At 71.1% G+C, this 26,025-nt stretch carries 27 protein-coding genes; 19 read left to right on the forward strand and 8 right to left on the reverse strand.

The features are described 5' to 3' along the window. The first annotated feature begins 18 nt into the window (after positions 1–18). From NBY69_RS27360 to NBY69_RS27405, 10 genes are all read left to right on the forward strand, one after another. Positions 19–1,518, forward strand: coding sequence for an HtaA domain-containing protein (locus tag NBY69_RS27360; RefSeq protein WP_250304400.1), 1,500 nt, complete (start codon positions 19–21; stop codon positions 1,516–1,518). A 165-nt stretch (positions 1,519–1,683) separates the two neighbouring features. Then, positions 1,684–2,169, forward strand: a complete 486-nt coding sequence (locus tag NBY69_RS27365) for a CrcB family protein (protein ID WP_250304402.1) — start codon at positions 1,684–1,686, stop codon at positions 2,167–2,169. 31 nt (positions 2,170–2,200) lie between these two features. After that, the gene (locus NBY69_RS27370; protein ID WP_250304404.1) at positions 2,201–2,545 is read left to right on the forward strand and encodes a DUF190 domain-containing protein; all 345 of its coding nucleotides are present in this window, start codon (positions 2,201–2,203) and stop codon (positions 2,543–2,545) included. Next, a complete protein-coding gene (gene crcB, locus NBY69_RS27375; protein WP_250304406.1) occupies positions 2,542–2,916 on the forward strand; it encodes a fluoride efflux transporter CrcB in 375 nt (124 codons plus the stop codon). Before NBY69_RS27370 ends, crcB begins: the two co-directional genes overlap by 4 nt. 124 nt (positions 2,917–3,040) lie before the next feature. After that, positions 3,041–4,000 carry an urea transporter gene (locus NBY69_RS27380; RefSeq protein ID WP_374211348.1) on the forward strand — a complete coding sequence of 320 codons (960 nt, stop codon included), beginning with the start codon at positions 3,041–3,043 and terminating at the stop codon, positions 3,998–4,000. 128 nt (positions 4,001–4,128) lie between these two features. Further along, positions 4,129–4,992: a sirohydrochlorin chelatase gene (locus tag NBY69_RS27385; protein ID WP_250304407.1), complete on the forward strand. Its 864-nt coding sequence runs from the start codon at positions 4,129–4,131 to the stop codon at positions 4,990–4,992. A gap of 132 nt (positions 4,993–5,124) precedes the next feature. Next, positions 5,125–5,850, forward strand: coding sequence for an urease accessory protein UreF (locus tag NBY69_RS27390; protein WP_250304409.1), 726 nt, complete (start codon positions 5,125–5,127; stop codon positions 5,848–5,850). A 120-nt stretch (positions 5,851–5,970) separates the two neighbouring features. Further along, positions 5,971–6,591, forward strand: a complete 621-nt coding sequence (ureG, locus tag NBY69_RS27395; RefSeq protein ID WP_250304411.1) for an urease accessory protein UreG — start codon at positions 5,971–5,973, stop codon at positions 6,589–6,591. A gap of 1 nt (position 6,592) precedes the next feature. Then, on the forward strand, positions 6,593–7,588 hold the full coding sequence (locus tag NBY69_RS27400; RefSeq protein ID WP_250304413.1) for an urease accessory protein UreD: 996 nt from the start codon (positions 6,593–6,595) through the stop codon (positions 7,586–7,588). Between the two features lie 49 nt (positions 7,589–7,637). Continuing rightward, positions 7,638–9,017 (forward strand): ammonium transporter, encoded by a 1,380-nt coding sequence (locus NBY69_RS27405; RefSeq protein ID WP_250304415.1) that lies wholly within the window; start codon positions 7,638–7,640, stop codon positions 9,015–9,017. Positions 9,018–9,055: 38 nt separating this feature from the next. Here NBY69_RS27405 and NBY69_RS27410 read toward each other — a convergent pair whose 3' ends face one another. Both NBY69_RS27410 and map read right to left on the reverse strand, forming a co-directional pair. Beyond that, positions 9,056–9,703 (reverse strand): heme oxygenase (biliverdin-producing), encoded by a 648-nt coding sequence (locus tag NBY69_RS27410; protein WP_250304416.1) that lies wholly within the window; start codon positions 9,701–9,703, stop codon positions 9,056–9,058. Between the two features lie 154 nt (positions 9,704–9,857). Continuing rightward, positions 9,858–10,715, reverse strand: a complete 858-nt coding sequence (map, locus tag NBY69_RS27415; RefSeq protein WP_250304418.1) for a type I methionyl aminopeptidase — start codon at positions 10,713–10,715, stop codon at positions 9,858–9,860. A gap of 30 nt (positions 10,716–10,745) precedes the next feature. Between map and NBY69_RS27420 the strand changes: the two genes are divergently transcribed. Further along, positions 10,746–10,976, forward strand: coding sequence for a hypothetical protein (locus NBY69_RS27420; protein ID WP_250304420.1), 231 nt, complete (start codon positions 10,746–10,748; stop codon positions 10,974–10,976). Here the strand turns inward: NBY69_RS27420 and NBY69_RS27425 are convergent, their stop codons facing one another. Both NBY69_RS27425 and NBY69_RS27430 read right to left on the reverse strand, forming a co-directional pair. After that, complete coding sequence (locus tag NBY69_RS27425) at positions 10,977–12,260, reverse strand: MFS transporter (RefSeq protein WP_250304633.1); 1,284 nt, start codon at positions 12,258–12,260, stop codon at positions 10,977–10,979. Positions 12,261–12,314: 54 nt separating this feature from the next. Then, positions 12,315–12,917: a hypothetical protein gene (locus tag NBY69_RS27430; RefSeq protein WP_250304423.1), complete on the reverse strand. Its 603-nt coding sequence runs from the start codon at positions 12,915–12,917 to the stop codon at positions 12,315–12,317. A 147-nt stretch (positions 12,918–13,064) separates the two neighbouring features. Here NBY69_RS27430 and NBY69_RS27435 point away from each other — a divergent pair, with 147 nt between their 5' ends. The 4 genes from NBY69_RS27435 (at position 13,065) to NBY69_RS27450 (ending at position 14,675) form a co-directional block, all read left to right on the forward strand. Next, positions 13,065–13,325: a type II toxin-antitoxin system Phd/YefM family antitoxin gene (locus NBY69_RS27435; protein WP_250304424.1), complete on the forward strand. Its 261-nt coding sequence runs from the start codon at positions 13,065–13,067 to the stop codon at positions 13,323–13,325. After that, complete coding sequence (locus NBY69_RS27440) at positions 13,322–13,591, forward strand: type II toxin-antitoxin system RelE/ParE family toxin (protein WP_250304426.1); 270 nt, start codon at positions 13,322–13,324, stop codon at positions 13,589–13,591. Before NBY69_RS27435 ends, NBY69_RS27440 begins: the two co-directional genes overlap by 4 nt. A 97-nt stretch (positions 13,592–13,688) precedes the next feature. Next, positions 13,689–14,393 (forward strand): NADPH-dependent F420 reductase, encoded by a 705-nt coding sequence (npdG, locus tag NBY69_RS27445; protein ID WP_250304428.1) that lies wholly within the window; start codon positions 13,689–13,691, stop codon positions 14,391–14,393. A gap of 90 nt (positions 14,394–14,483) precedes the next feature. Then, the gene (locus tag NBY69_RS27450; RefSeq protein ID WP_250304430.1) at positions 14,484–14,675 is read left to right on the forward strand and encodes a hypothetical protein; all 192 of its coding nucleotides are present in this window, start codon (positions 14,484–14,486) and stop codon (positions 14,673–14,675) included. 103 nt (positions 14,676–14,778) lie between these two features. Here the strand turns inward: NBY69_RS27450 and NBY69_RS27455 are convergent, their stop codons facing one another. After that, complete coding sequence (locus NBY69_RS27455; protein WP_250304432.1) at positions 14,779–15,585, reverse strand: site-2 protease family protein; 807 nt, start codon at positions 15,583–15,585, stop codon at positions 14,779–14,781. A gap of 249 nt (positions 15,586–15,834) precedes the next feature. Between NBY69_RS27455 and NBY69_RS27460 the strand changes: the two genes are divergently transcribed. Then, the gene (locus NBY69_RS27460) at positions 15,835–19,275 is read left to right on the forward strand and encodes a BTAD domain-containing putative transcriptional regulator (protein WP_250304434.1); all 3,441 of its coding nucleotides are present in this window, start codon (positions 15,835–15,837) and stop codon (positions 19,273–19,275) included. A gap of 21 nt (positions 19,276–19,296) precedes the next feature. Here NBY69_RS27460 and NBY69_RS27465 read toward each other — a convergent pair whose 3' ends face one another. The 3 genes from NBY69_RS27465 to panB all read right to left on the reverse strand — a co-directional run bounded on the left by NBY69_RS27465 (position 19,297) and on the right by panB (position 22,178). Next, entirely contained in the window at positions 19,297–20,133 is an 837-nt protein-coding gene (locus NBY69_RS27465) for an ABC transporter permease (protein WP_250304436.1), read from the reverse strand. After that, positions 20,130–21,161 carry an ATP-binding cassette domain-containing protein gene (locus NBY69_RS27470; RefSeq protein WP_250304635.1) on the reverse strand — a complete coding sequence of 344 codons (1,032 nt, stop codon included), beginning with the start codon at positions 21,159–21,161 and terminating at the stop codon, positions 20,130–20,132. Before NBY69_RS27470 ends, NBY69_RS27465 begins: the two co-directional genes overlap by 4 nt. A 120-nt stretch (positions 21,162–21,281) precedes the next feature. Further along, entirely contained in the window at positions 21,282–22,178 is an 897-nt protein-coding gene (panB, locus tag NBY69_RS27475; RefSeq protein ID WP_250304437.1) for a 3-methyl-2-oxobutanoate hydroxymethyltransferase, read from the reverse strand. A gap of 176 nt (positions 22,179–22,354) precedes the next feature. Between panB and NBY69_RS27480 the strand changes: the two genes are divergently transcribed. The 3 genes from NBY69_RS27480 to NBY69_RS27490 all read left to right on the forward strand — a co-directional run bounded on the left by NBY69_RS27480 (position 22,355) and on the right by NBY69_RS27490 (position 25,890). Next, positions 22,355–23,962: an MFS transporter gene (locus NBY69_RS27480; protein WP_250304439.1), complete on the forward strand. Its 1,608-nt coding sequence runs from the start codon at positions 22,355–22,357 to the stop codon at positions 23,960–23,962. 60 nt (positions 23,963–24,022) lie between these two features. Further along, positions 24,023–24,712 (forward strand): TetR/AcrR family transcriptional regulator, encoded by a 690-nt coding sequence (locus NBY69_RS27485; protein WP_250304441.1) that lies wholly within the window; start codon positions 24,023–24,025, stop codon positions 24,710–24,712. A 152-nt stretch (positions 24,713–24,864) separates the two neighbouring features. Then, the gene (locus NBY69_RS27490; protein WP_250304443.1) at positions 24,865–25,890 is read left to right on the forward strand and encodes an endonuclease/exonuclease/phosphatase family protein; all 1,026 of its coding nucleotides are present in this window, start codon (positions 24,865–24,867) and stop codon (positions 25,888–25,890) included. The last annotated feature ends 135 nt before the right edge of the window (positions 25,891–26,025 follow it).

Below are 26,025 nucleotides of genomic sequence, written 5' to 3' on the forward strand. Positions count from 1 at the left end.
TCAAGGAGACACCCGATCATGGCCGTTACCCGTCGCCGTCAGATATCCGTCGCAGCCGCCGTCGCCACCGTGACCGCACTGGGCGCGACCGCCTTCGCCCTGCCCGCGCTCGCCGCGGACGGCCCGCCCAAGGAGCCGCTGAAGATCACCGGGGGCACGCTGGACTGGGGCATCAAGGCTTCCTACCGCAATTACGTCACCAGTTGGGCCGCAGGGGAGATCAGAACCGCGGACGGCGCCGTACGCAACGACGACGGAAGCTTCGAGTTCGGCGGCGCGCAGGGTGCGTACGACCCCGGGGCACACACGGTCAAGGCCGCGTTCGACGGCAGCGTCACCTTCTTCTCGCCCGCGCCGCCCAAGGGCCACGGCTTCGAAGTGACCCTGTCCGACCTGCGGTTCGACAGCGGCGCCCAGCGGATCACCGCCGACGTCACCAAGGACGGCGCGACCGAGCAGGACGTGCCGCTCGCCGACGTGAAGGCGACCGGCGCCTCGATGGAGGACCTGCCCGCGACCCTCACCGAGGAGGCGGGGGACGTGCTGGGCTCGGCGTCGTACGCCGGGGCGGAGGGCGATCCCGTCACGGTGCGCCTGGAGTTCGGGGCGCCCACGGAGCCCACCGCCCAGCCGAGCACCGACCCCAGCACCGCCCCGTCCACCGGCCCGACGGACGGCCCGACCGGCAGGCCCACCGACCCGCCGACCGGGCAGCCCACTCCCGCCGAGAGCTCCACCAAGCCGGCCGGGACGACCGGCCAGGTCTCCGACGGCACGCTCTCCTGGGGCGTCAAGGCGTCCTTCCGTACGTACATCCTCAGCGGCGGCGAGATCAGCACGGCCGCCGGTGCGAAGAAGAACGCGGACGGATTCGACTTCCCGCTCGCGCAGGCCGACCTGAACAGCGGGCAGCAGACGCTGAAAGCCGCCTTCGACGGCAGCGTGCGGTTCCACTACGCCGCGCACGGACTCGACATCGCACTCTCGGACATCCACCTCGTCGCCAAGGGCGCCAAGGGCACCCTGCGCGCGGACGTCACCACGCCCAAGGGCACCGACGAGGACGTCGACTTCGCCTCGCTCGACCTGTCCGGGGCCGACTACACGGCCAAGAACGACGTGGTCCAGCTGAAGAGCGTCCCGGCAGTCTTCACGGCGGACGGCGCGGCCCAGTTCGCCAACGACACCACGGGCTCCCTCTACAAGGCGGGTGACGCCATCGACCCGGTGACGGTGGCGCTCGCCCTGAGCGACGACGCGCGGCTCCCCGGCGGCTCCACCACGGGAGGTACCGGCACCACGGGAGGCACCACCGGCGGCTCGGGCTCCGGGTCCACCACGGGCGGCGGCTCGGTGGGTGGCCCGGCGGGCGGTTCCGTCGGCGGAACGGACACCGGCGCACTCGCCTCCACCGGCTCGGACGTCCCGGCCGGCGCCCTCCTCGGTGCGTCGGGTGCGGTCGCCGCGATCGGCGCGGCCCTGGTGACCGTGGCCCGCAGGCGCCGCACGAACGTCTGACACGACCGGCCCTCCGGCGCGGTGCGGGCGGGCACGGTGCGGGCGGGCCGCACCCGCACCGGTGGCCGGCCTCCGTACCAGCGTCTAGGTTCCGAGAGGAGACCCGCGGCCCACGGCCGCGGCACGTGCGGGCGGCCACGGCCCCCTGACCACGATCGGAACACGATGGCTCCTCCCACCGGTGCGGCAGCGTCCACCCCCGGGGCGGCCGGCCGCACCCGGAGCACGGCCCCGGCGGACCTCAGGCACGCCCTCGGCCCCCGGGACGTCCTCCTGTCCGTCGGTCTCGGCGGTGTGCTGGGTGCCTTCCTCCGGCACGGCGCGAATCTGGTCTGGCCGCACACCGCCGGTACCTTCCCCACCACCACGCTCGTCATCAACGTGGTCGGCTGCGCGCTGATGGGCGTACTGAAGGTGGTCGTCAGCGAGTTGCGCCGGGTGCACCGGCTGGCCGGTCCCTTCATCGGCACCGGCATCCTCGGCGGATTCACCACCTTCTCCACCTACGAGGTGGGCATCCACCTGCTGCTCACCGACGGCCACGTCGTGACCGGCCTGGTCTACGGCCTGGTGACCCCGGTGGCCGCGATGGCGGCGGTCCAGGTGGCCACCGGACTCACCCGTCGAGCCCTGACCGGACGGCACCGATGACCAGGCCGGCACCGATGATCAGGAGGCACCCATGATCCGGACCAAGAGCGCCCTGCGGCTGACCGTCTTCGTCGCGGAGAGCGCCACCTGGCACAGCCGTCCGCTGCACGCGGAGATCCTGCGGCTGGCGCAGGCCGCGGGACTGGCCGGCGGCAGCGTACTGCGTGGCATGGAGGGCTTCGGGCCCAGCGGCGTACGCCACACCTCCCGGCTGTTCTCGATGAGCGGTGATCTGCCGCTGACCGTGATCCTCGTCGACGAACCCGACCGCATCCGCGCCTTTCTGCCCCGCCTCGACGACGTGATCGCGAAGGGCCTGGCGGTGCTCGACGAGGTGGAGGTGGTCTTCCACCTCACGGACGGCGAAGAACGGTGACCTGGCTGCTGGTGGCCGTCGGCGCCTGCGTCGGCGCGATGCTGCGCTACCTCACCGACCGCTGGGTCCACACCCGCTACCACGGGGTGTTTCCCTGGGGCACCTTCACCGCGAACATGGCCGCCGCGCTCGTCCTGGGCGTCGTCACCGGAGCCGTACTGTCCGGCCACGCCTCGCACGACACCCAACTGCTGCTCGGTACGGGCCTGTGCGGCGCTCTGAGTACCTACTCGACCTTCTCCTACGAGACACTCGCCCTGGCAGCGAGCCGCCCCCGGACACTGGCCGTGACGAACCTCGTCGTCACCGTACTGGCCGGTCTCGGCGCAGCCGCTCTCGGCTCCGCCGTCGCCACGGCGCTGTTCGGCTGACCTGCCCCGGGCCGCCCGGGGGTGCTCACCCCATCGGGCCGCCTGCGGTGGCGGATCCCCGGAGCTCTCGTAGCGTCGGAAGGGCGGCAGCTGCCGCAGCCGACTCCGTTCAGGGGCAACTCCCGTGCCTACCACCGAAATACACGGTCGCCATCCGAGTGACGAGCTTCCGCAGGCTCTGGCCGAGACCGGGCTGCGCGGGTTCGCCCAAGTGGTCCTGCAGACCAACCTGCTGACCGGGGCGCTCATCCTGGCCGGGCTCTTCGCGTACAGCTGGCAGGCCGGGGTCTTCGGACTGTTCGGTACCGTGGTCGCCACGGTCACCGCCTATCTGCTCGGCGCCGACCGCACCGCGATCCACCAGGGGCTGCACGGATTCAACGGGTGCCTCACCGGAGTCGCCGTACTGGTCTTCCTCGGCATGCACCTCTCGACCTGGCTGCTGGCCCTCTTCGGCGCCGCAGCCGCCACCCTGGTCTCCGCCGCGCTGGCCACCGTGTTCTCCACCTGGGGGCTCACCGGCCTGACCGCTCCGTTCTGCGTCGTCTCGGGCGTCATGGTCGTCGGGGCGCCGTCCTTCGCGCGGCTCTGGCACACGGGCAGCCCCGCGGCCCTGCCCACCGTCACCACCGGCGACCGGGCGCTGTCCTGGAACGATCTCTGGCACGCCTTCTTCAACAACGTCGCCGAGATCTTCCTGCTCAACACCTGGTACTCCGGGCTGCTGATCCTCGCCGGACTCTTCCTCGCGGGCGTGCGCGTGGGGCTGTTCGCGGTGGCGGGCAGTGTGCTCGGGATCGTCGTCGCCTGGGCGTTCGGCGCCCCCGCAGCGGTGATCGCCAACGGCATCTACGGCTACAACGCGGTGCTCGTCGCCATCGCGCTGGGCGTCACCTTCCTCGCGCACGGCACCTGGGAGACCGGCTACGCCCTGTTCGGGGCCGTGCTGAGCTGCGCCCTCACGGCCTCCCTCACCTCGTTCTTCAAACCGTTCGGCGGCCACACCTTCACCTGGCCGTTCATCCTCACCACCTGGCTCCTGCTGCTCGCCGTACCCGGCCTGACCCGGTTGCGGCGTGCCTGACACCCGAGCCGGGCGCCCTGCCCAAGGAGGACAACCCGCATGAACCTGACCCCCCGTGAGATCGACAAACCGCTCGTCCACGTCGTCGCGGACCTGGTCTCCTGCCACGCCCCGATCGGCGGCTGACCGTGACCGCGCTCCCCACCGTCATCGCGGTCTGTGGCCACGAGGCCGCCTTCGGCCGCGCCCTCGACGGCGTACTGGCCGGCAGCGGCGTTGTTCCCGTCGCACCGGGGCGGGAACTCCAGGCCGCAGTGGGCCGCGCGCTGCGGGCCGGTCCCGGGCCGGTCTGCGTGGTCCCGATGACCCTCGGCCGCGACCCCGAACTCGTCGCGGACACCGCGCGCACGCTGCGCCGGCCCGCCGCCGAACACCCGGGCCGGATCGCGCTCACCGAGCCCTTCGGCTCGACGGAACACCTGATCGGCTGGCTCCGTGCGGCGGCCGGACACAGCGCGCCGGCCGAGGCCGAACCGGCCCTGCTGATCGTGGCGCCCGCGGCGGACCCGCACGCGGACGCCGAACTGTTCCGGGTCGCCCGGCTGGTACGCCAGTACGGGCGGCACGGGCTGGTCGAGGTCGCCCTGGCGGGCGGCGACCCCTCACCCGCCGAGGGCATCGACCGCTGCCGCAGGCTCGGCGCCGCCCGGGTCCGGGTGCTTCCCGCATCCTTCGTGGAGCCGGGGCCACCGGGACCGCCCGACCTGTCGCACCTGCCGGAACTCCCGCACCAGACCGAGGTGTTGTGCGGTGGCCCACTGCTCGGGAGGGCTGCGGTCGAGGCCGTACTCGCCACCAGGACCGGCGCGGCGCTGCGGAAGCTCGCGGCCCACGACGACGGGATCGCCGCCGGGTCGGCCCAGCACCACGGCCACACACACAGCCACGACGACGATCACGACGACCACAACCATGCCCTCGACCACGAGCACGCACATCCACACCCGCACGTCACGGACCGGCCCTTGCACACCGCCGTCCTTCACCCCTGATCGCCCCAGCCCCCTGACGCACCGCTGCTGAAACGAGGCACCCATGGCAGGCCAGCCGACATATCTGTACGGCGACGATCCCGTCGAGATCAACGCCGGACTGCCCCTCGACCAGCTGTTCTTCCTCGTCCGATGACGGCCCCGGTGATACTCGACAGCGCGCCGCCGAACACCCTGCTGAGTTCGCTCCTGGTCAGTCTCCAGCTCACCGACTCGGCGTTCCCCAGCGGCTTCTACACGCTCTCGCACGGGCTGGAGGGGTTCGCCCAGGCGGGCATGGTCGACCCCGAGGGTCTGGCCCCGCTGTTGTCCGACCTGCTGCACCACGGCATCGGCCCGTCCGACGCCACGGCGCTCGCCCTGGCGCACACCGCGGCGGTGCACCGGTCCTGGGGGCAGGTGGCCGAGGTCGACGAGCGGCTGTACGCCACGAAGCTCAGCCGGGAGATCCGGGTGGCGGCCACCCGGACCGGCCGTCAGATGCTCGACCTGGCCCGGCAGGTGTTTCCCAGCGAGGCCGTCGAGGAGTACGCGGCCGTGGTGGCCCGCCGCGAGGCGCCCGGCAACCAGGCCGTGGTCGCCGCGGTGATCCAGGCCGGTATGGGCGTACCCCGCCAACAGGCGGTGGCCACGGACCTGTTCGCCTTCTGTGCCGCCTTCGCCGGGGCGGCGCTGCGGCTGCGGCTCACCGATCACCGCAAGGCGCAGGTACTGCTGCGGGAGGCCGCCCCGGTGGTCGAGGAGGTGACGGCGGCGGCCGTCCGCCGTGAACTCGCCGACCTGGGTGGCTGCATTCCCACCACCGACGCGCTGTCGGGGCGCCATGAGCGTTCCGACGCACGCCTGTTCGCCAACTGACCGCTGTGTGCGCGGACCCGCGCACACAGCCCGTAACGACACAGCCCGTAACCACAGAGCGTAACCACGGAACCCGTACCCGCAGAGCAGCGCATCCACAGACCGAGGAGAGGAAACGCCATGGACGACAAGGTGCTGAGGGTGGGCATCGCGGGACCGGTCGGCTCGGGGAAGACCGCGCTGATCGAGGCCCTCGTGCCGCTGCTCGTCGAGCGCGGTCGCACTCCGGCGGTGGTCACCAACGACATCTACACGCAGGAGGACGCGATCCATGTCCGCCGCACGCTGGAGGGGGTGCTCGACCCCGAGCGGGTGGTCGGCGTCGAGACGGGTGCCTGCCCGCACACGGCGGTGCGCGACGACCCGACGATGAATCTGGCCGCGGGAGCCGAACTGCTCGAACGCTTCCCGGACGTGGACACGCTGCTCTTCGAGAGCGGCGGCGACAATCTGACGCTGACGTTCAGTCCGGCGCTGGTGGACATGTTCATGTTCGTACTGGACACGGCCGAGGGCGAGAAGATGCCCCGCAAGCGCGGCCCCGGCATCACCACCTCCGACCTGCTGGTGATCAACAAGATCGACATCGCGCAGTACGTGCGGACCGACCTCGCCGTCATGGAGGGCGACGCGATCCGGGTCCGGGACGGCCTGCCGGTGATCCTCACCGACTGCCTGACCGGGCAGGGCGTGGCGGACGTACTGGACTTCATCGAGTCACGGCGCAAGGTGCTGGTCTGAGATGGCCCTGGTCACGCAGGAACCCGAGACCTCCGGCGGGACCCGCCCGGGGTCCGCGACGGGCCGGCAGGTGCCGCGCCTCTCCGCCGCGCACCACACCCCGCGCCGGATCCCGGCGGAGGTGGCCCGGTACGCATCCGTTCCCGACACCCTCCCCGCAGGCTCGGCCGGAAGGATCGGCCTGCTGGAACTGGGCTTCGAACGGCTCCAGGGCCGGACCGAACTGGTCCACCGGTACGAGGAGTCGCCGCTCCAGATCATGCACCCGCTGTACGTGGATCCGCTGCGGCCGAAGATGGCGTTCACCTCCATGACGTCCGTCGGCGGCGGCATGGTGCAGGCCGACCGGTACCGCATCGACGTCTGCTGCGGCGCTGAGACCGAGGCGCACCTCACCACGCAGGCGGCGACCGAGGTCCACCGGATGGAGCACGACTACGCGACCCGGCTGGTCAACCTCCGGGCGGGCCCCGACGCGTACCTGGAGTACCTGCCGGACCCGCTGATCCCGTTCCGCGGCGCCCGGCTCTACCAGCGCACCGTCATCACCGCCGACCCCACCGCCACCGTGGTGATCGGCGAGACGGTGACCCCGGGACGGCCCGCGCTCGGTGAACACCACGTCTACGACGTCCTCGGCCTCGACCTGGAGGTGCGGCGGCCCGACGGGCGGCTCCTCGCCCTGGACACCATGCGGTTCTGCCCCGACCTGCACGGTGTGAACGGTCCCGGCGTGCTGTCCGGACACGCCTGTGTGGGCTCGCTGTTCGTGGTGAGCGGCCGGTGCGCCGCGACCGTGGTGGCCGATGCCCTGCACACCGCGCTCGACGGCCGGGGCGTGCTGCACGGCGTGAGCGTGCTGCCGCACGACTGCGGAGCCTGGGTCCGGATCCTGGGCGACGACGCGCCCGCCGTGGCCGCCGCCCGGCACGCGGCCTGGGACGCCGCCCGCCGGCTGCTCACCGGATCACCCGCACCCGACCTGCGCCATTCCTGACCCGCACCGCGCCGGATCAGGGCGCGGACACCGGACAGAGTGAGGAACCATGCCACCCAGCTACGATTCCGGCGACACCGCCTGGCTGCTCGTCAGCACGGCGATGGTGCTGCTGATGACCCCGGGGCTCGCCTTCTTCTACGGGGGGATGGTCCGCACCAAACATGTCCTGGTGATGCTCAAGATGAGCTTCGCCTGCCTGTGTGTGGTCAGCGTGGTCTGGTTCGCGTTGGGCTACAGCCTGGCCTTCTCCGGTGACGTCGGGGGCGTCGGCCTGATCGGCGACGCCCAGCAGGGCTTCCTGCACGGCATCGGCCCCAAGACCCTGCACGGTCACATCCCCACCTATGTGTTCGCCACCTTCCAGATGGCCTTCGCCATCATCACGGTGGCCCTGATCAGCGGCTCGATCGCGGGCCGGGCCCGGATGTCCGCCTGGCTGGTGTTCGCGGCCGTCTGGACGCTGGTGGTCTACGCCCCACTGGCGCACTGGGTCTTCGACCCGCGGGGCTGGGTGGTGCACCACCTGGGTGCACTGGACTTCGCGGGCGGGCTGCCCGTCGAGATCAACTCGGGCTTCGCCGGTCTCGCGGTGGCCACGGTGGTCCGGGGCCGCAAGGACTTCCGCAGGCTGGAGCTCAGGCCGAACAACGTCCCGCTGGTGGCGCTCGGCCTGGCACTGCTCTGGTTCGGCTGGTTCGGCTTCAACTCCGGTTCGGCGCTCACCGATCAGGGCGCGGCGGCGACCGCCCTGATCAACACCCAGCTCGGCGCGGCGGGCGCGCTGATCACCTGGCCGATGGTGGAGAAGTGGCGCGCCGGCCAGGTGACCATGACCGGTGTCTGTTCCGGCGCCGTCGCCGGGATGGTCGCCATCACCCCGGCCTGCGGTGAGATCTCACCGGTCGGCGCGCTGGTGACCGGGCTGGTGGCCGGCGTGGTGTGTGCCTTCGCGATCACCCTGAAGTACCGCTTCGGGGTGGACGACACCCTGGACGTGGTCGGGGTGCACGGCTGGGGCGGCATCACCGGTACCTTCATGGTCGGCCTCTTCGCCACCGCCCAGGTCAGCGGCCGGAAGGGCCTGTTCTACGGCGGCGGGTGGGACCAGCTGGGCAAACAGGTCGTCGCGATCCTGGCCTGCGCCACCTTCTCCTTCCTCGCGACCTGGCTGATCGCCAAGGCCATCGACGTGACCATCGGCTTCAGCACCCCCGAGTCGTACGAGCACGTGCCGGGCGCCGACGAGGAGCGTGCGTACGACTTCCGTACGGTGTCGCAGATCGCGGACCTCACCGAGGACCGGCCCGGAGCGGCCGGTGCGGGCCGGGCCCCCGCCGAGGTCGGGGCCGGGCGCCGCGCCGCCTCCGACGCCGAGGTGGTCGAACGGATCCGGCGGCTGGTCAAGGAGCGGAATGCCGACCGCTGACGCCCCGGGCCGACCCGACAAGACCGACCGGACAGGCCCTACGCGCTGATCGGGAACTCCTGCCCCAGCTCCCGGAAGACCTGGATGTTCAGCGCGAAGGCCCGCTTGCACTCGTCCACGATCCGGCGCTTCTCCAGATCGTCCGCGTCCACCGCGTCCAGCAGTTCCCGGTAACCCCGCTTGAAGGCGGCGGGGTTGGGGATCTCCTCGAAGACGTAGAACCGCACACCGTCGCCCTTGCGCGCGAAGCCCCAGGTCTTCTCCGCCGTGTCGCGGATGATCTGGCCGCCGGAGAGGTCGCCGAGGTAGCGGGTGTAGTGGTGCGCCACGTACCCGGCGGGCCAGGCGTTCGCGCAGTGCGCCACCCGCTCCGCGTACGCCGCGGTGGCGGGCAGCGGCGTCGCACCCGCACGCCAGCCGTCGCCGCGCAGATGCGCCAGATCCCGCTCCAGCTCGGCCGTACGCATCAGCTCCGGCTGGATGAACGGCCCGGCGACCTGGTCCGACGCGAGCTTCTCCGCGCCCTCCTCCAGGGCCCGGTACACGAACCACAGCTGCTCGGTGTAGCGCGCGTACGCCTCCACCCCGAGCCGGCCGTTCAACAGGTCCCTCATGAACGTCGGGGACTGGGCCTCGGCGTGCTGCTCGTGCGAGGCGGTGCGGATGAGCGTCGAGAAGGCGTCCATGACGGACCTCCAGAGAGCCGGAGCGGGCGGGGAACCTGAGTAGATCCTCTGACTTAGGCTTACCTAAGTCAATACGTTCCCGACGACCTGTCGGTAAAACGCTACCCAGTACCCGCCCGTACGCAACCTCTCGGCGCGCGGCCCCGGTGTCCGGTCAGGGGAGCGTCAGGATCTCCGCCCCCGTGTCCGTCACCACCAGCGTGTGCTCGAACTGGGCGGTCCGCTTCCGGTCCTTGGTGACCACGGTCCAGCCGTCGTCCCACATGTCGTAGTCGTGGGACCCGAGCGTGAGCATCGGCTCGATCGTGAAGGTCATTCCCGGCTTGATCAGTTCCTTCGCGTACGGGCTGTCGTAGTGCGGGACGATCAGCCCGGAGTGGAAGGAGGTGCTGATGCCGTGACCGGTGAAGTCCCGTACGACCCCGTAGCCGAAGCGCTTCGCGTACGACTCGATGACCCGCCCGATGATGTTGATCTGGCGGCCGGGCTTCACCGCCTTGACGGCGCGGTCGAGGGACTCCCGGGTCCGCTCGACCAGCAGCCGCGACTCCTCGTCGACGTCCCCGCAGAGGTAGGTGGCGTTGTTGTCGCCGTGCACGCCGTTGATGTACGCGGTGACGTCCAGATTCACGATGTCGCCGTCCCGCAGCACGGTGGAATCCGGAATCCCGTGACAGATGACTTCGTTGACCGAGGTGCAGAGCGACTTCTTGAACCCGCGGTAGCCGAGCGTCGACGGATAGGCCCCGTGGTCGCACATGAACTCATGGGCGACCCGGTCGAGTTCGTCCGTCGTCACACCGGGCACGATGTGCTTGGCGGCCTCCGCCATCGCCCGGGCGGCGATACGGCCCGCGACGCGCATCCGCTCCACGGTGTCGGCGTTCTGGACTTCCGGTCCGGTGTACGGCGTCGGCGCGGGCTTGCCCACGTACTCGGGACGCCGGATGTTTCCGGGTACGGAACGGGTGGGAGAGAGCTCCCCTGGTACGAGAAGTGACTGGCCAGACATGCCAGCGAGTGTATGAGAGAGGAGCCGACCATGGCTTTGTTCAAGAAGCGTGCGGCAGCGAAGCCGGGCGAGTGGTACTACTGCATCCAGCACAAAAAGGTCGAAGAGGGGCCGGAGTGCCCGGCGAAGGACCGCTTCGGTCCGTACGCCACCCGCGAGGAGGCGACGCACGCCATGGAGACGGCGGCCGAGCGCAACCTGGAGTGGGAGACCGACCCCAAGTGGCACGACAAGGGCGAAGCCACCGACGAAGAGACCTGATCAGCCCACCGCCGCAGCCGTCGCCGCCTCCTTGTGAGCGCGGCGCAGCTGCGCGTCCTCGTCCGTCGTCGCGTCGTACGTGACCAGCTTCGGGAGCACGGCTGCGAGCAGCCCCACCGAGGCGACGCACGCGAGCCCGCCGCTCCAGACCGCGGTCCTGGTCCCGGTCCACCCGGCCAGCGCGCCGGCCCTCACCTGGCCGAGCTGGGGTCCGACGCTGTACGAGAGCACCTCGATGCCCGCGAGCCTGCCGCGCAGCTCCTCCGGGATGGTCTGGTTCCAGATCGTGGAGCGGCCGAGCCCGCTGAGCATGTCGCCCGCGCCCGCGAAGGCGAGGCAGAGCAGCACCAGCCAGACGTTCGCGAACCAGCCCGCCGCCACCATCGCCGCACCCCATCCGGCAGCCCCGAACACCACGAAGAGCCCGTGCCGCCGCACCCGCGAGGTCCAGCCGCTGGTCAGGCTCAGCAGGACGGACCCCACTGACCCCGCCGCGTACATCAGCCCCAGGGCCCACTCGGCGTGCAGGTCGTCGGCGAGGAACGGGAAGATCGTGTTCGGGTAGGCGAAGAACATCGCGGCCAGGTCGACGGCGTACGTCCCGAGCAGCACCGGCCTGCTCCACGCATACCGCGCGCCCTCCGCGATGCCGCGCAGCGAGGGCTTTTCGGCGTCGCGCGACGGCGGGGCGGGGGAGAGCCGCGTGCACATCGCGACCGAGACGACGAAACCGAGCACGGTGACGCAGTACGCGGTGGGGTACCCGGCGTACGCGACGACCACCCCCGCCAGCGCCGGTCCCGCGATCGCACCGGTCTGCCAGCGCAGCGCGTTCAGCGCGGCGGCGGCGGTGAGCTGGTCGTGCGGGACGATCCGCGCCATCAGGGAGTCCAGTGCCGGACGCTGGAGTCCGGCGAGCGCCGACACCCCGGCGGCGACGACGTACAGCGGCCACAGCATCGGCCGCCCGAACAGGGAGTTGGCCAGCAGCAGCACGGCGAGCAGCCCGAGCCCGGCCTCGGTGCCGAGGATGACCCTGCGCCGGTCGACGGCGTCGGCGAGCGCCCCGCCGTACAGCCCGAAGACCACCAGCGGCACCAGTTCGACCGCCCCCATCGCCCCCACCGCGGCCGGGGAACCGGTCAGGTCCTTGATCTGGAGCGGCAGCGCGATCATCGCCATGGAACTGCCGAAGAAGGTGATCAGACCCTGTACCCAGAGCAGCCGGAACTCCCGGGAGGAGCGCCAGGGGGTGAGATCGGGGAGTATCGCGCCGAGCCGCATGCGTGGAGCCACGAAAGGTCATGCTCGGGCCGGCGGTTCCCGGGCGCAACCCGATTACCAGCGGCTCGGCGGGGGCGCGGTCAACTGGTCGGCCAGCCGCGACAACCGGTCCCGGAAGCGCGACGTCCCGCGCTGCACCGGCAGGCTGTTCTCCCCGGCCGCCGCGCTGACCAGGTGCTGCACGGTGTCCAGATCGACCTCGTCCTCCTCGGTCACCGCGAGCGTCTCGTGGGCGAGCCCACGGACCTCGGTGTCCCCGCCGTCGAGCGACAGCACGGTCGCCCCGGCCCGCCGCGCACCGTGCACCCGCTCCAGCAGCGCCTCGCCGGGCGACCGCGGGGCCACCACGAGCAGCGTCTCCCCCCGCCCGGCCGCTTCGATCCGCCCCAGCCCGACGGAGAGGTGCGCGGGCTCCCCGGCCTCGACCCGGTGGCGTACGAGCGTGGGGGCCAGCTCGGGCAGCCCCGACCAGGCGGCCTCGTCGACGAGATGTGCGGCCAGGTGCCACGGCTCGTACTGCTCGGTCCCCACGAGCAACAGCCCGCCGCCGTGCGGCACGACGGACGACCGCAGCGCGGCGGCGAACCTCCGGGTGGCCCGCGGCCACTCCGTCCCGGCCAGGACTTCCCTCAGCAGCGCCACGCGTACGGCATCCATGGGGCGGGATCCTGCCGCATCCGCTGCGCCGAGAAGGCGAGTTGGCGGTGAATCACCCGTCCGGGAGGTGGGATCTCCCAGATGCCGGCGCTCGACAGGGCTTCTCACGTTCTGGAGTGTGTACACGCGAGCGCGTACACTTGGCGCATGGATGAATCCGTCTCCGTTCGTGAAGCCCGTGCCCAGCTCGCCCGGATCCTTGATGCCGCCCAGGAGGGCACTCCTACCGTGATCAGCCGGGCCGGGGTGCCCGTCGCGGCCGTCGTCCCGTTCGAGGCGTACAGCGCCCTTGAAGACGCCGCGGATCAGTTGCTCGCGCGGGAGGCCGTGCAGCACCTCGGTGAGCCGACTGTGGGAATGGCCGAGGTGCTCGCCGACATCTTCGGCAGCGCCGAGGGTGCCGCGTGAAGTACACCTTCCGTTTCACCGAGCGGGCCAGGCGTGATCTGCGTGGTATCGACCAGCCCGGCGCCATGCGCATTCTCGCGGCGCTGACGCGCCTCGGTGACGATCCCTACCGCGCTGATGCCGACATCAAGAAGCTCACCGACCAGCACGGCATCTACCGTTTGCGGGTGGGTGACTTTCGCGTGGCCTACACCGTCGATGACGGGCAACTGATCATTCTCGTCATCAAGATCGGAAATCGCCGGGACATCTACCGCAACCTGTGAAGGACGGGCCTGCGCCAGTGGCGTGCGGGAGCGGAGCGGACAACCATGGGGCAGGTGGATCTGTTGGTCCTGTCGGGCCTGAAGCTAGGGTCAGCCCATGACTTCTACCGACAGTGCACAGAAGCCCGCAGCCAAGGACCCCTGGGATCTCCCCGACGTGTCAGACCTGGTCGTCGGGGTCCTCGGCGGGACCGGCGACCAGGGCCGTGGGCTCGCCTACCGGCTGGCCAGGGCGGGCCAGCGGGTGATCATCGGGTCCAGGGCCGCCGAGCGGGCGCAGACCGCCGCCGACGAGCTCGGGCTCGGCGTCGAGGGCGCCGCCAACGCCGACTGCGCGAGCCGTAGCGACGTGGTGATCGTGGCCGTGCCGTGGGACGGGCACGCCAAGACACTGGAGTCGCTGCGGGAGGAACTGAGCGGCAAGCTCGTCGTCGACTGCGTGAACCCGCTCGGCTTCGACAAGAAGGGTGCGTACGGCCTGAAGCCCGAGGAGGGCAGCGCCGCCGAGCAGGCCGCCGCCCTGCTGCCGGACTCGCGGGTGGCCGCCGCCTTCCACCACTTGTCCGCCGTGCTGCTCCTGGACCCGGAGACCGCCGAGATCGACACCGATGTGATGGTGCTGGGTGAGGAGCGGGCCGACGTCGAGATCGTGCAGGCCCTGGCCGGGCGGATTCCCGGGATGCGCGGGGTCTTCGCCGGGCGGCTGCGCAACGCCCACCAGGTCGAGTCGCTGGTGGCCAACCTGATCTCCGTCAACCGCCGCTACAAGGCACACGCGGGGCTGCGCATCACCGATGTGTGACCGGCGGCCGACCGACGTGTGAGTGCGAAGGGGGCATGGGGGACACTGGGCGGGAGCAGATACTGACCTTCCGGACAGGAGCCGACCCCCATGCCCCGCCTCGCTGTGTACGCCCTCGTCGTCTGTGCCCTCGCCGTGATCGCGGCCGTGGTGTCCTTCGTCCAGGGCAATTTCATCGGGATCGTCTGGGTCCTGCTGGCCGGGCTCTCGTCGAACATGGCCTGGTACTACCTGCGCAAGGACCGGGTCGGCAAGGCCGCGGGCGCACCCGTCACGGACTGACCGGGCACGTCGGCCCGACGCCGGCCCGACGAACCGACCGGACGCGGCGGCGCCACGACCCCGGCGACTTCACGACCCCTTCGGCTTCACGACCCCGGCGGCCTCACGACCCCGTCGGGCAGAAGAACGGGTCCGGCTTGCCCAGCCAGAACCGGTAGAACTGCTGACCGCAGTAAGAGTCCTGGTTGCTGACCCCGACACCGCGCAGAATCGCGTCGATCATGTCGAAGAACACATGGTTCACCGACGGGATCCACAGCAGCGCGAAGACCGCCAGCAGCCCGATCTGCCCGAACGGCTCGACCTGGCGGCGGATCCCGTACGAGAGCCACGGCTCGATCACGCCGTACCCGTCGAGCCCCGGCACGGGCAGGAAGTTCAGGATCGCGGCGGTGAACTGGAGCAGCCCGAGGAAGCCCAGCGCGTAGCGGAACATCGGCGGGACGCCGTCCAGGGCGTGCAGCCAGAACGGGGCGGTGCAGACGAACGCGAACAGGACGTTCGTCAGCGGGCCCGCGGCGGAGATCAGACTGTGCCGCCAGCGTCCCCTGATCCGGCCCCGCTCGATGAAGACCGCCCCACCCGGCAGCCCGATGCCGCCCAGGATCAGGAAGACCAGCGGCAGCACGATGGACAGCACCGCGTGCGTGTACTTCAGCGGGTTGAGGGTGAGATAGCCCTTCGCGCCCACCGAGATGTCGCCGCTGTGCAGGGCGCTGCGGGCGTGCGCGTACTCGTGCAGACAGAGCGAGACCACCCACGCGGAGGTCACGAAGAGGAACACGGCGAACCCGGGAACCTTCGCGTAGTCGGCCCACACGGCCCAGCCCGTGGCCGCCATGACGGCGACGATGCCGAGGAAGACGGGGCTGATCCGCCGTTCGCTGTGGTGCGTGTGGGCGGTGGTCATCGGCGGAGCTCCTGGTGCGTCGGGCCGCGAGTGCGAGGGGCGGTGCTGAAGTGCCCGACGGTACAGGTGACACGCGGTAAACGTCTCGCAGACGGAGGGGAGTTCCGTGCAGGGTAGGCCCATGACTGTGTGGCAGAACCGGTACCAGGACGGCGGGACCGGCGATACGGCCGGGCCGGATGCCGGGAGCGGTGCCGGGCCGGAGAGACCGGGCGGGCTGCCGTGGGCGACGTAACGGAGAATGGGCACGTGCGCTATCGGATCCTCACCACCACCCAGGCGCTCCGCGACGACGGCACGGCCGTCACCCTCGGCGGGGCGCGGCTGCGTGCGCTCCTCACCGTACTGGCGCTGCGCGTCGGCCGGACCGTGCCCTCCGGCGTCCTCGTCGACGAGGTGTGGGGCGATGAGCCGCCCGCCGATGCCAGCGGCGCGCTCCAGGCGCTCGTCGCCCGGCTGCGGCGCACCCTCGGGCACTCCGCCGTCGCCTCGGTGGACGGCGGCTACCGGCTCTGCGCCGAGGCCGACGACGTCGACCTGTACCGCTTCGACCGGCTCGCGGGGGAGGGCGCCAGAGCACTGGACGAGGGCGACCCGGCGAAGGCCGCGGGCCTGCTGGCGGACGCGCTGGCGCTGTGGCGGGGCGCGGTCCTCGCCGACCTCCCGGACCGCACGGCCGAGGCGGCCCGCTGGGAGGCCCGGCACCTGGACGCCCGCCGGGTCGCGTTGACCGCGGCGCTGGCGCTGGGGCGGGCCGAGGAGACGCTGCCCGAGCTGGCCGCGCTCTGCGGCGGCCATCCGATCGACGAACCCTTGCAGGCGCTGCGGATCCGGGCGCTGCGGGACGCCGGGCGGGCCGCGCAGGCGCTCGCCGCGTACGAGGAGGTACGGCGTGACCTCGCCGACCGGCTCGGCGCCGATCCGGGGCCCGAACTGCGGTCGCTGCACGCGGAATTGCTCGCGCCGCAGCCGGCCGCCCCACACCCGGCCGCCCCACACCCGGCCGCCCACCGGACGTCCCCGGACCTGACTGCCCGGACCTCGACCGCTCAAGCCTCGACCGCTCAGCCGCCGACCGTCCAGCACCCGACCGCCGGGCAGCAGTCCGTCCGGCAGCGGTCCGGACCCGGCGGGGACGCGCCCGCCTCCCCGGCCGTCGGCGTACGGCCCCCCGGTAACCTCCGTGCCCGGCTCACCAGTTTCGTCGGCCGCGAGAGCGACATCGACGCCCTCCGAGGCGACCTCGGGCGGGCCCGGCTGGTGACGCTCCTCGGCCCCGGCGGGGCCGGGAAGACCCGGCTGTCGCAGGAGGCCGCCGAGGCCGCTGCCGGGACCTGGCCCGACGGGGTGTGGCTGGCCGAGCTGGCTCCGGTGGACGACCCGGAGACCGTCCCGGAGGCCGTACTCACCGCACTCGGCGCCCGCCAGACGGTGCTGCGCGGTGCGGGCGCCGAGGAGATACGGGCCGTCGAACGGCAGTCCGACGACCCGCTCGCCCGGCTGGCCGAGCACTGCTCCCGCCGCCGGATGCTGCTGCTGCTCGACAACTGCGAGCACGTGATCGGGGCCGCTGCCGAGCTCGCCGACGAACTCCTCGCACACTGCCCCGAGTTGACCATCCTGGCGACCAGCCGGGAGCCGCTCGGGGTGCCCGGCGAAGTCGTACGCCCGCTGGAGCCACTGCCCCAGCCGTCCGCCCTGCGGCTGTTGGCCGAGCGCGGCGCCGCCGCCCGCCCCGGCTTCCGCGTCGACGACGACCCGGCAGCCGCTGCCGAGATCTGCCGCCGCCTCGACGGACTGCCGCTCGCCATCGAACTCGCCGCGGCCCGGCTGCGGATGCTCACCCCGCGGCAGATCGCCGACCGCCTCGACGACCGCTTCCGGCTGCTCACCGGCGGCGCCCGGACCATCCTGCCGCGCCAGCAGACACTGCGCGCGGTCGTCGACTGGTCCTGGGATCTGCTGGACGAGGGGGAGCGCACCGTCCTGCGCAGGCTCTCCGTCTTCGCCGGTGGCTGCGGCCTCGCGGCCACCGAGGAGGTCTGCGGCCCCGAGGCGCTCGACCGGCTGGGTTCGCTGGTCGACAAGTCCCTGGTGGTCGCCGCCCCCACGGCCGAGGGCGAGATGCGCTACCGCCTCCTGGAGACCGTGGGGGAGTACGCGGCCGAGCGGCTCGACGAGGCCGGTGACCGCGCCGAGGCCGAGCACCGGCACCTCGTCCACTACCGCGAGTTGGCCCGGCTGGCCGACGCCCGGCTGCGCGGTCCCGGGCAGCGGGCGGCGATCGACCTGCTGGAGCGCGAGTACGAGAACCTGCGCACCGCGCTGCGCCGCGCCGTTGCCACCCGTGCGGAACACGAGGCGCTGGTCCTGGTGCACGCCCTGGCCTGGTTCTGGCAGATGCGCGATCTGCGGGCCGATGCCAGGCACTGGTCGGAGGTGACCGCCGCACTCGGCCCCGACCCGTTCGAGGCCCCGGTCGCCCAGGCGCCGCCGCTGCACGAGCGGTGCACCGACGCGCCACCGCCCATGGGGCCCGAGCTCCTCGAAGAGGCACGGCGCGGCGTACGGCTGATCCACCTCACCACGGCGGACCAGGAGTTCGACGACTGGACCACACCGGAGAGCGTCGACCGGCTGAGCCGGGTCGCGCAGGCCTACCGGCCCGGACTGCCGCAGACCTGCCGGCTGCCCGGTTCGCTCTGGTTCTTCGCGATCGTGGTCGCCGGTGACGCGGAGCGGCTGAAGGCCGTCCTCGACGAGACCGTCCGGGCCTGCCGGGACTACGGCTACGTCTGGGAGCTGGCCATGGCGCTCCAGATGCGGGCCAACATCCTGGCCAACCGGAGCGACTGGGCGGGCGACGCCACCCAGGATGCCGACGAGTCGCTGATGATCTTCACGCGGATCGGCGACATGTGGGGTGCGGCCGAAGCGCTCTCGGCGCGCGGAGAGGCACGCGAGCGGCAGGGCGACTTCCGGCGCGCGGGCGAGGACTACCACAGCGCGTTGGTGTACGCCGAGCAACTCGGAGCCCAGGGGCAGGTGTTGGTGTTGCGGGCGAGGTACGCCGGCACCCTCGTGGAGTCCGGCCGGGGCGAGGAGGGCGAGGTGCTCCTGCGGTCGATCCTGGAAGAGGACAGCCAGCCGGGCGCGGGCCACGAGGTCTGGCCGCTGGCCCGCATGTACATCGCGATGTGGCTGGGCCGCACCGGCCGGATCGACGAGGCACGGGCCGAACTCGACCTGCTGATGGAGCGGTTCAGTTCGGGAGCGCTGGTCGTCTTCGAAGGGTTCGTGCTCGGCCTCATCGCCTGGCTGGACAACGAGGTGGGACTGTACGACGAAGCCCTCGGCAAGGCGCGTGAGGCGTACCTGCGGACCCGCGACCCGTTGTCGCAGATGGTGGCCCCGCAGATGGCCGCCGCCCATCTGGCGACCTACGCCTGGGCGTTGACCGGCCCCGGTGAACCCGACCGGGCCCGGGAGGCCGTGCAACTGCTCGCGGTGGCAGACGCGCAGCTGCCGGCCGGTCACTTCCTGACGCCCCTGGAGCGCGCGAACCGGGAGCGGGCCGAGGCGCTGGCCCGCGCCGCCCTGGGGGACGCGGGTTTCGACACCGCGTACGCCGAGGGCGGCGGCCTCACGATCGAGGAGGCCACCGCCCTGGTGGAGCGACGCGGGGAGTAACCCGGAACCGTGCCGTGACCGTCAGGTCTTCTTGCGGAACTTCCGGATCGCCAGCGGCGCGGTGATCGCGGTGATCGCCACCGACCAGCCGAGCGTCATCAGCACGGAGTGGGCGACCGGTCCGCCGTTCACCAGGTTCCGCGCCGCGTCCGCGAGGTTGGAGAGCGGGTTGTAGTCGGTGAACGCCTGGAGCCAGCCGGGCATCGTGGTGGGCGGGGCGAAGATCGACGAACCGAACTGCAGCGGCATCAGGACCAGCATGGCCATCCCCTGAACGGCTTGCGCCGTCTTCAAAGTCAGTCCGAGCAGGATGAAGATCCACATCAGCGAGGCGCCGAACACCAGCGAGAGGCCGATCGCCGCGAAGAGCGAGAGCACCGAGGTGTGGATGGTGAGACCCAGGATGAAGCCAACGGTCAGCAGGATCGTGATGGCGACCAGCATCCGGCCGATCTCCACGACGATCTTCGCGATGAGGACGGACGACCGGGCGATGGGCATACTGCGGAACCGGTCCATCACCCCCTTCTTGAAGTCGTCGTTGACGCCGGTGCCGACGGCCATGGCGATGTTCATGCCCATCATCGCCATCAGCCCGGGAACGACGTAGTCGACGTACTGCGTCTGGTGGCCCTTGCCCGAGATGGCGCCGCCGAAGACGAACACGAACAGCAGGGTGAAGATGATCGGCATCAGCAGGACGTCGAACATCGACTCCGGGTCCGCCTTGATCTGCAGCGCGTTGCGCCGCGCCAGCGCTCCGATGTGCCGGAGATTGCCCCGCAGCCCGATCCGGCCCTCGGAGTTCGCCGCGGCCGTGGTGACGGGCGCCGGCTTCTCGATCGTTGCCGTGCTCATACCGTGACCTCCTGGTTCAGCGTGTTCGTCTCGTCCTGCGTGTCCGTCGGTTTCTGGCCGGTGATGGCCAGGAACACCTCGTCCAGGCTGGGCAGATGGGTACCGATGTTGGTGATGCCGAAGCCGCGCGAGGCCAGCAGGCCGACCACCGCGGTCAGTTGCTCGTCGCTGAGGATCGGCACGTTGAGCAGGCCCTCGTCGGGCACCGCCTGGGATCCGGCGACACCGTCGAGGCCGGCCTCGGCCAGGGCGCGTGCCATGGCGGGCAGCTGTCCGGGGTCGCTCGGCTGGATCTGCAGGGTGCGCCCGCCCACCTTGGCCTTCAGCTCGTTCACCTTGCCGTTGGCGATGACCCTGCCCTTGTCGATGACCGTCAGCTCGTTGGCGAGCTGCTCGGCCTCCTCCATGTACTGGGTGGTGATGAGCACGGTCGCCCCCTCCGCGACCATCCGCTGCACCTCGTCCCAGACCTCGTTGCGGGTACGGGGGTCGAGGCCGGTCGTCGGCTCGTCGAGGAAGAGCACCGACGGGCTGCCGATCATCGAAGCGGCCAGGTCGAGCCTGCGGCGCATCCCGCCCGAGTAGTGCATCGCGGCCTTCTTGGACGCCTCGGTCAGCGAGAACCGCTCCAGCAGCTCGTCCGCGCGGTGCCTGGCGTCCTTGCGGGACAGGTCGAGCAGCCTGCCGATCATGTAGAGGTTCTCCCAGCCGGAGAGCTTCTCGTCGACCGAGGCGTACTGCCCGGTCAGGCCGATCACCCGGCGCAGCTGCCGGGGCTGGGTCAGTACGTCGTACCCGGCCACCGTGGCGCTGCCCGAGTCGGGCTGGAGCAGGGTGGAGAGCACCCGCACGAGCGTGGTCTTCCCCGCGCCGTTGGGGCCGAGCACACCGAGCACGGTGCCTTCGCGGACATCGAGGTCCACGCCGTCCAGAGCTTTGGTCTCGCCGTAGTGCTTGACCAGACCCCGCACCTGTACGGCTTGGGCGCCGTTACCGGGGTTCCTGTCGATTCGCGTCATGCCGTACATCAGACCAGCCGTCACTGACAATCCGCCGACAGAGTGCCGACAGCCCGCCGATGGGGGATGTCGGCGGGCTGTCGGTGTGTGCGGCAGTGGGTCAGGTGCTGTCCGTCACCCTGCCAAACCCTAGTGGAAGGTGTGCGCCTCCTGCGGGAAGGTCCCGCCGACGACCTCGTCGGCGAACTCCCTCGCCGCGTCACCCAGGGTCCGGCGCAGGTCCGCGTACTGCTTGGTGAAGCGCGGCACCTTGCCGCCGGTCAGTCCGACCATGTCGGTGTAGACGAGGACCTGTGCGTCGCACTCGGGCCCGGCGCCGATACCGACCGTCGGGATGTGCAGGATGCGGGTGACCTCGGCGGCCAGCTCCGCCGGGACGAGTTCGAGTACGACCGCGAACGCGCCCGCGTCCTGGACGGCCTTGGCGTCGCGCAGCATCTGCTGGGCGGCCTCCTCGCCGCGGCCCTGGACCCGGTAGCCCATGGAGTTGACCGACTGCGGGGTGAGCCCGATGTGCCCCATGACGGGGATACCGGACTGCACGAGGAGCTCGATCTGCTGGTGGGAGCGCTCGCCGCCCTCCAGCTTCACCGCGCCCACACCCGCGTCCTTCACCAGCCGCATGGCGCTGCGCAGCGCCTGGACCGGGCCCTCCTGGTACGTGCCGAACGGCAGGTCGCCGACGATCAGGGCACGCGAGGTGCCCCGTACGACCGCGGCGGAGAGCATCGTTATCTCGTCGAGGGTGACCGGGACAGTGGTCTCGTAGCCGAGGTGACAGTTGCCCATCGAGTCGCCGACGAGCATCACCGGGATGCCCGCCTCGTCGAAGACGGAGGCGGTCATCGCGTCGTACGCGGTGAGCATGGGCCACTTCTCGCCGCGCTCCTTGGCGCCGGAGATGTCATGGACGGTGATGCGCCGGCTGCTCCTGCCGCCGTACAGCGCCTTGCTGCTGTCGGACTGCTGCCGGGGAGCGGTCGGGCTCTGGGCATCGTTCTGGGGGTCGTTCAACGCGCGCGTCATCGCAACGCTCCTGTTCGTCATCTCAAGGCGCCCTGACGGCGTCCCTGGACCGCATCCATGGTCGCATCGCACGGCTGTCCCACGGAAGTGGGCAGCTGGTTCCCTCCGGGACCTTCCGGGTAAAATCTTTACGATACGAGACGGTGCCGTATCGAAAGTGTTCTAATCTGTTCGACATGACCAATCCCACGGGGCCGGCTGCCGCGCCCCGCATATCCGAAGCCGTGCACCGCCGCCGCTGGGCGATTCTGGCCGCGCTGATGCTGAGCCTGCTGATCGTGGTGCTCGACAACTCCATCCTCAACGTCGCGGTCAAGACGATCGCCGCCCCCGCGCCCGACGGGCTCGGGGCCACCCAGAGCCAGCTCGAATGGGCGATCAACTCCTACACGCTGGTCTTCGCCGGGCTGCTCTTCACGGCGGGCCTGCTCGGCGACCGGATCGGCCGCAAGCGGGTCCTGCTCTTCGGTCTCGCGGTCTTCGGTATCGGCTCGGTGCTCGCGGCGGTCTCCACCTCACCGGCCGAACTCATCGCGTTCCGGGCCGTGATGGGCCTCGGTGGGGCTTTCGTGATGCCCGCCACCCTCGCCGTACTGATGAACGTCTTCGAGCGTGACGAACAGCCGAAGGCCATCGGGATCTGGGCGGGCGGTGTCGGTCTGGCCATCGCCATCGGCCCGATCACCGGCGGCGTGCTCCTCGAACACTTCTGGTGGGGCTCGGTCTTCCTGGTCAACGTCCCCGTGGTGATCGTCGCCCTGATCGCCATGGTGCTGCTGGTCCCCGACTCCAAGGACCCCGACCCCGGCCACATCGACCCGGTGGGCGTGGGGCTCTCCGTCGTCGGTCTGGTGCTGCTGGTGTACGGCATCATCCGGGGCGGCGAACTGGCCGACTTCACCGCGCCGTCCGTCCTGCTGACGACCCTCGGCGGCCTCGCGGTGCTGATCGGCTTCGTGGTGTACGAGAAGCACAGCGCCCACCCGGCCATCGATGTCAGGTACTTCAAGAACCCGGCGTTCTCCGCCGCCGTCGCCGCCATCGCGCTGGTCTTCTTCGCGCTGATGGGGGTGACCTTCTTCTCCGCCTTCTACATGCAGAGCGTCCGCGGCTACAGCGCGCTGGAGTCCGGCGTGCTGCTGCTGCCGCTCGCCGCGGCCCAGATGATCTTCTCGCCGCGGGCCAGGCTCGTCGTCCAGCGCTTCGGCGCCCGCGCCGTCTGCACGGCCGGCATGGTGCTGGTGGCCGCCGGGCTCGGCTGCTTCGCGTTCTTCGGGACCGACACCCCCATCTGGGCGATGGAGGTCGTCTTCTTCGTCATGGGCACCGGGATGGCGCACATCATGCCGCCGGTCACCGTCTCGATCATGCAGTCGCTGCCCCGGGAGAAGGCCGGTTCCGGCTCGGCGATCAACAACACCTTCCGGCAGGTGGGCGGGGCCCTCGGCGTCGCCGTACTGGGCTCCGTGCTCTCCGCCGCCTACCGCGGCCGTATCGAGGACCACCTCGACGCCGTACCGCCGGGCGCCCGTAAGGCGGCGGGCGAGTCGATCGAGGCGACCCTGGGCATCGCGGCCAAGCTCGGACCCGCGGGCAAGGACCTCGCGAGCCAGGCGGACACCGCCTTCCTGCACGCCATGCAGGTGACGGCCCTCGGCTCGGCCGGTGTCGCGCTGCTCGGCGCGCTCGTGGTGGTGCTCTTCCTGCCGGGCAGGCCGAAGGCCGGTACCGCCACCGAAGGCGCTGCCGACGCCGTGCCCGCATCAGCGACAATCGGGGACTGACCGGCAAGGATCTACGACGAGCAGCACGCGGTGAGCGGTGCGGTGAGAGACGGAGCGGGTGTGCCCCCGACGGAACAGCGGAACCATCCACCGGAGCACCGGCGCGGCCGGCCCCGCTCCGAGGCGGTCGAACGGTCGATCGTCGAAGCCGTGGTGAAGCTGCTGGAGGAGGGCGCCCCGCTCGCCGAGGTGTCGATCGAGCGGGTGGCCCGTACGGCGGGTGTCGGCAAGGCCACCATCTACCGCCGGTGGAGGGGCAAGGAAGAGCTCTTCATCGATGTGCTGAAGGACATCGAGCCGGTCGACGCCGAGCTCCCGGGCACCTCGGTGCGCGACGACCTGATCGCGATGCTCGAATCGCTGCGCAGCCGCGGCCTCGCCAAGCGTTCGTCGGCCCTGCTGTACAACGTCTTCGCCGAGATGCAGGGCTACCCGGCGCTCTGGAGGGCGTACCACGACACGGTGGTCGAGGCCCGGCGGCGGAGGGGCGCGGAGATCGTGAGCCGGGGGATCGAGTCGGGGGAGATCCGCTCGGACGTGACGGCCGAACTCATCAACGACCTGTTCGTCGGGCCGATGCTGCTGCGCTCCGTGCTGCGGCCGGACGGAGAACTGGAAGACGATCTTGCCGAGCGCATCGTGGACGCCGTGCTGGAAGGGCTGAGGCCGCCCGGTGGCACGGGCTCGGCCGGGAGTGCGGGGTCGCCCGGGAGCACGGGGCCGGCCGGGGACGCGAAGCCGACCGGCTGAAGTTTGCGCGTTCCGTCACAACCGGAACCCCGGGGGCCGTCCGCCACGTCCTTGTCACCGTACGGCCGTGTCCGCACGGCAGAGAAAGTGCCGTTCCATCGCCTAGGGTCAGGTCGGGACGGTGTGTACGGCAAGGCAGCGAGGACAACGGTATGGCGCAGGCGCACTTCACGGACACGGATCAAGGCAGCTCGGAGCCCGAGCACCCGGGATCCGGTGCCCGGCGCCTGTTCGGTGGACGCTGGCGGGGAGACCCGGGTGTCTGGCGGCGGGGCATCGTCATCGCCGTCCTGGCCGTCCTGCTCACGCTGGTCCTGCTTTTCCACGGGCAGCTCCCCAACACCGTCGGCAACCTCGGCAGCCTCACCGAGACCTTCCTGCCCTGGCTCGGTCTGGGCGTCCCGGTACTGCTCGTCCTCGCCGTGCTGCGCCGCTCCGCCACCGCGCTGATCGCCCTCCTGCTGCCCGTGATCGTCTGGTTCAACGCCTTCGGCGGCCAGCTCACCGACAAGTCGGGCACCGGCGGTGACCTGGTGGTCGCCACGCACAACGTCAACGCGCAGAACCCCGACCCGGTGGGCACCGCGAAGAAGGTCGCCGCGTCCGGCGCGGACGTGGTCGCGCTGGAGGAACTGGCCGCGGGCAAGGTCTCGACGTACGTGAGCGCTCTGGCGGCCACCTACCCGTACCACTCGGTGCAGGGGACGGTCGGGCTGTGGAGCAAGTACCCGATGAGCGACACCAAGCCGGTCGACATCCGGCTCGGCTGGGTGCGCGCCCTGCGCTCGACGGTGGCCACGCCCAAGGGGAAGGTCGCGGTCTACGTCGCCCACCTCCCGTCGGTACGGGTCAAGATCGACGCCGGGTTCACCGCCTCCCAGCGCGACGAGAGCGCCGACGCGCTGGGGCACGCCATCGCCAAGGAGCCGCTGCACGACGTGGTGCTGCTCGGCGACCTCAACGGCACGATGAACGACCGCTCGCTGAACGCCGTCACCGCGCAGATGCGCTCCGCCCAGGGCGCCGCGGGCAACGGCTTCGGTTTCAGCTGGCCGGCCAAGTTCCCGATGGCCCGGATCGACCAGATCATGGTCAAGGGCGCCGACCCGGTCTCCTCGTGGACGCTGCCGAGGACGGACAGCGACCATCTGCCGATCGCCGCACGCCTGAAGCTCTGACCGCGCGGCGGCGGGAGGGCGCCTGGGAGATACGCGTCACGTAACGCGGCGTTCACCTGCCGGAACAACCCGGCTGAAAGAATTTGTTCCGTGGGAGAACTTAAGCTGAGGACTCCCGTTCCCCGCCCCCACGGA

Origin of the sequence: Streptomyces sp. A 4/2 (genome assembly GCF_940670765.1) — a bacterium.
GTDB lineage: Bacteria > Actinomycetota > Actinomycetes > Streptomycetales > Streptomycetaceae > Streptomyces.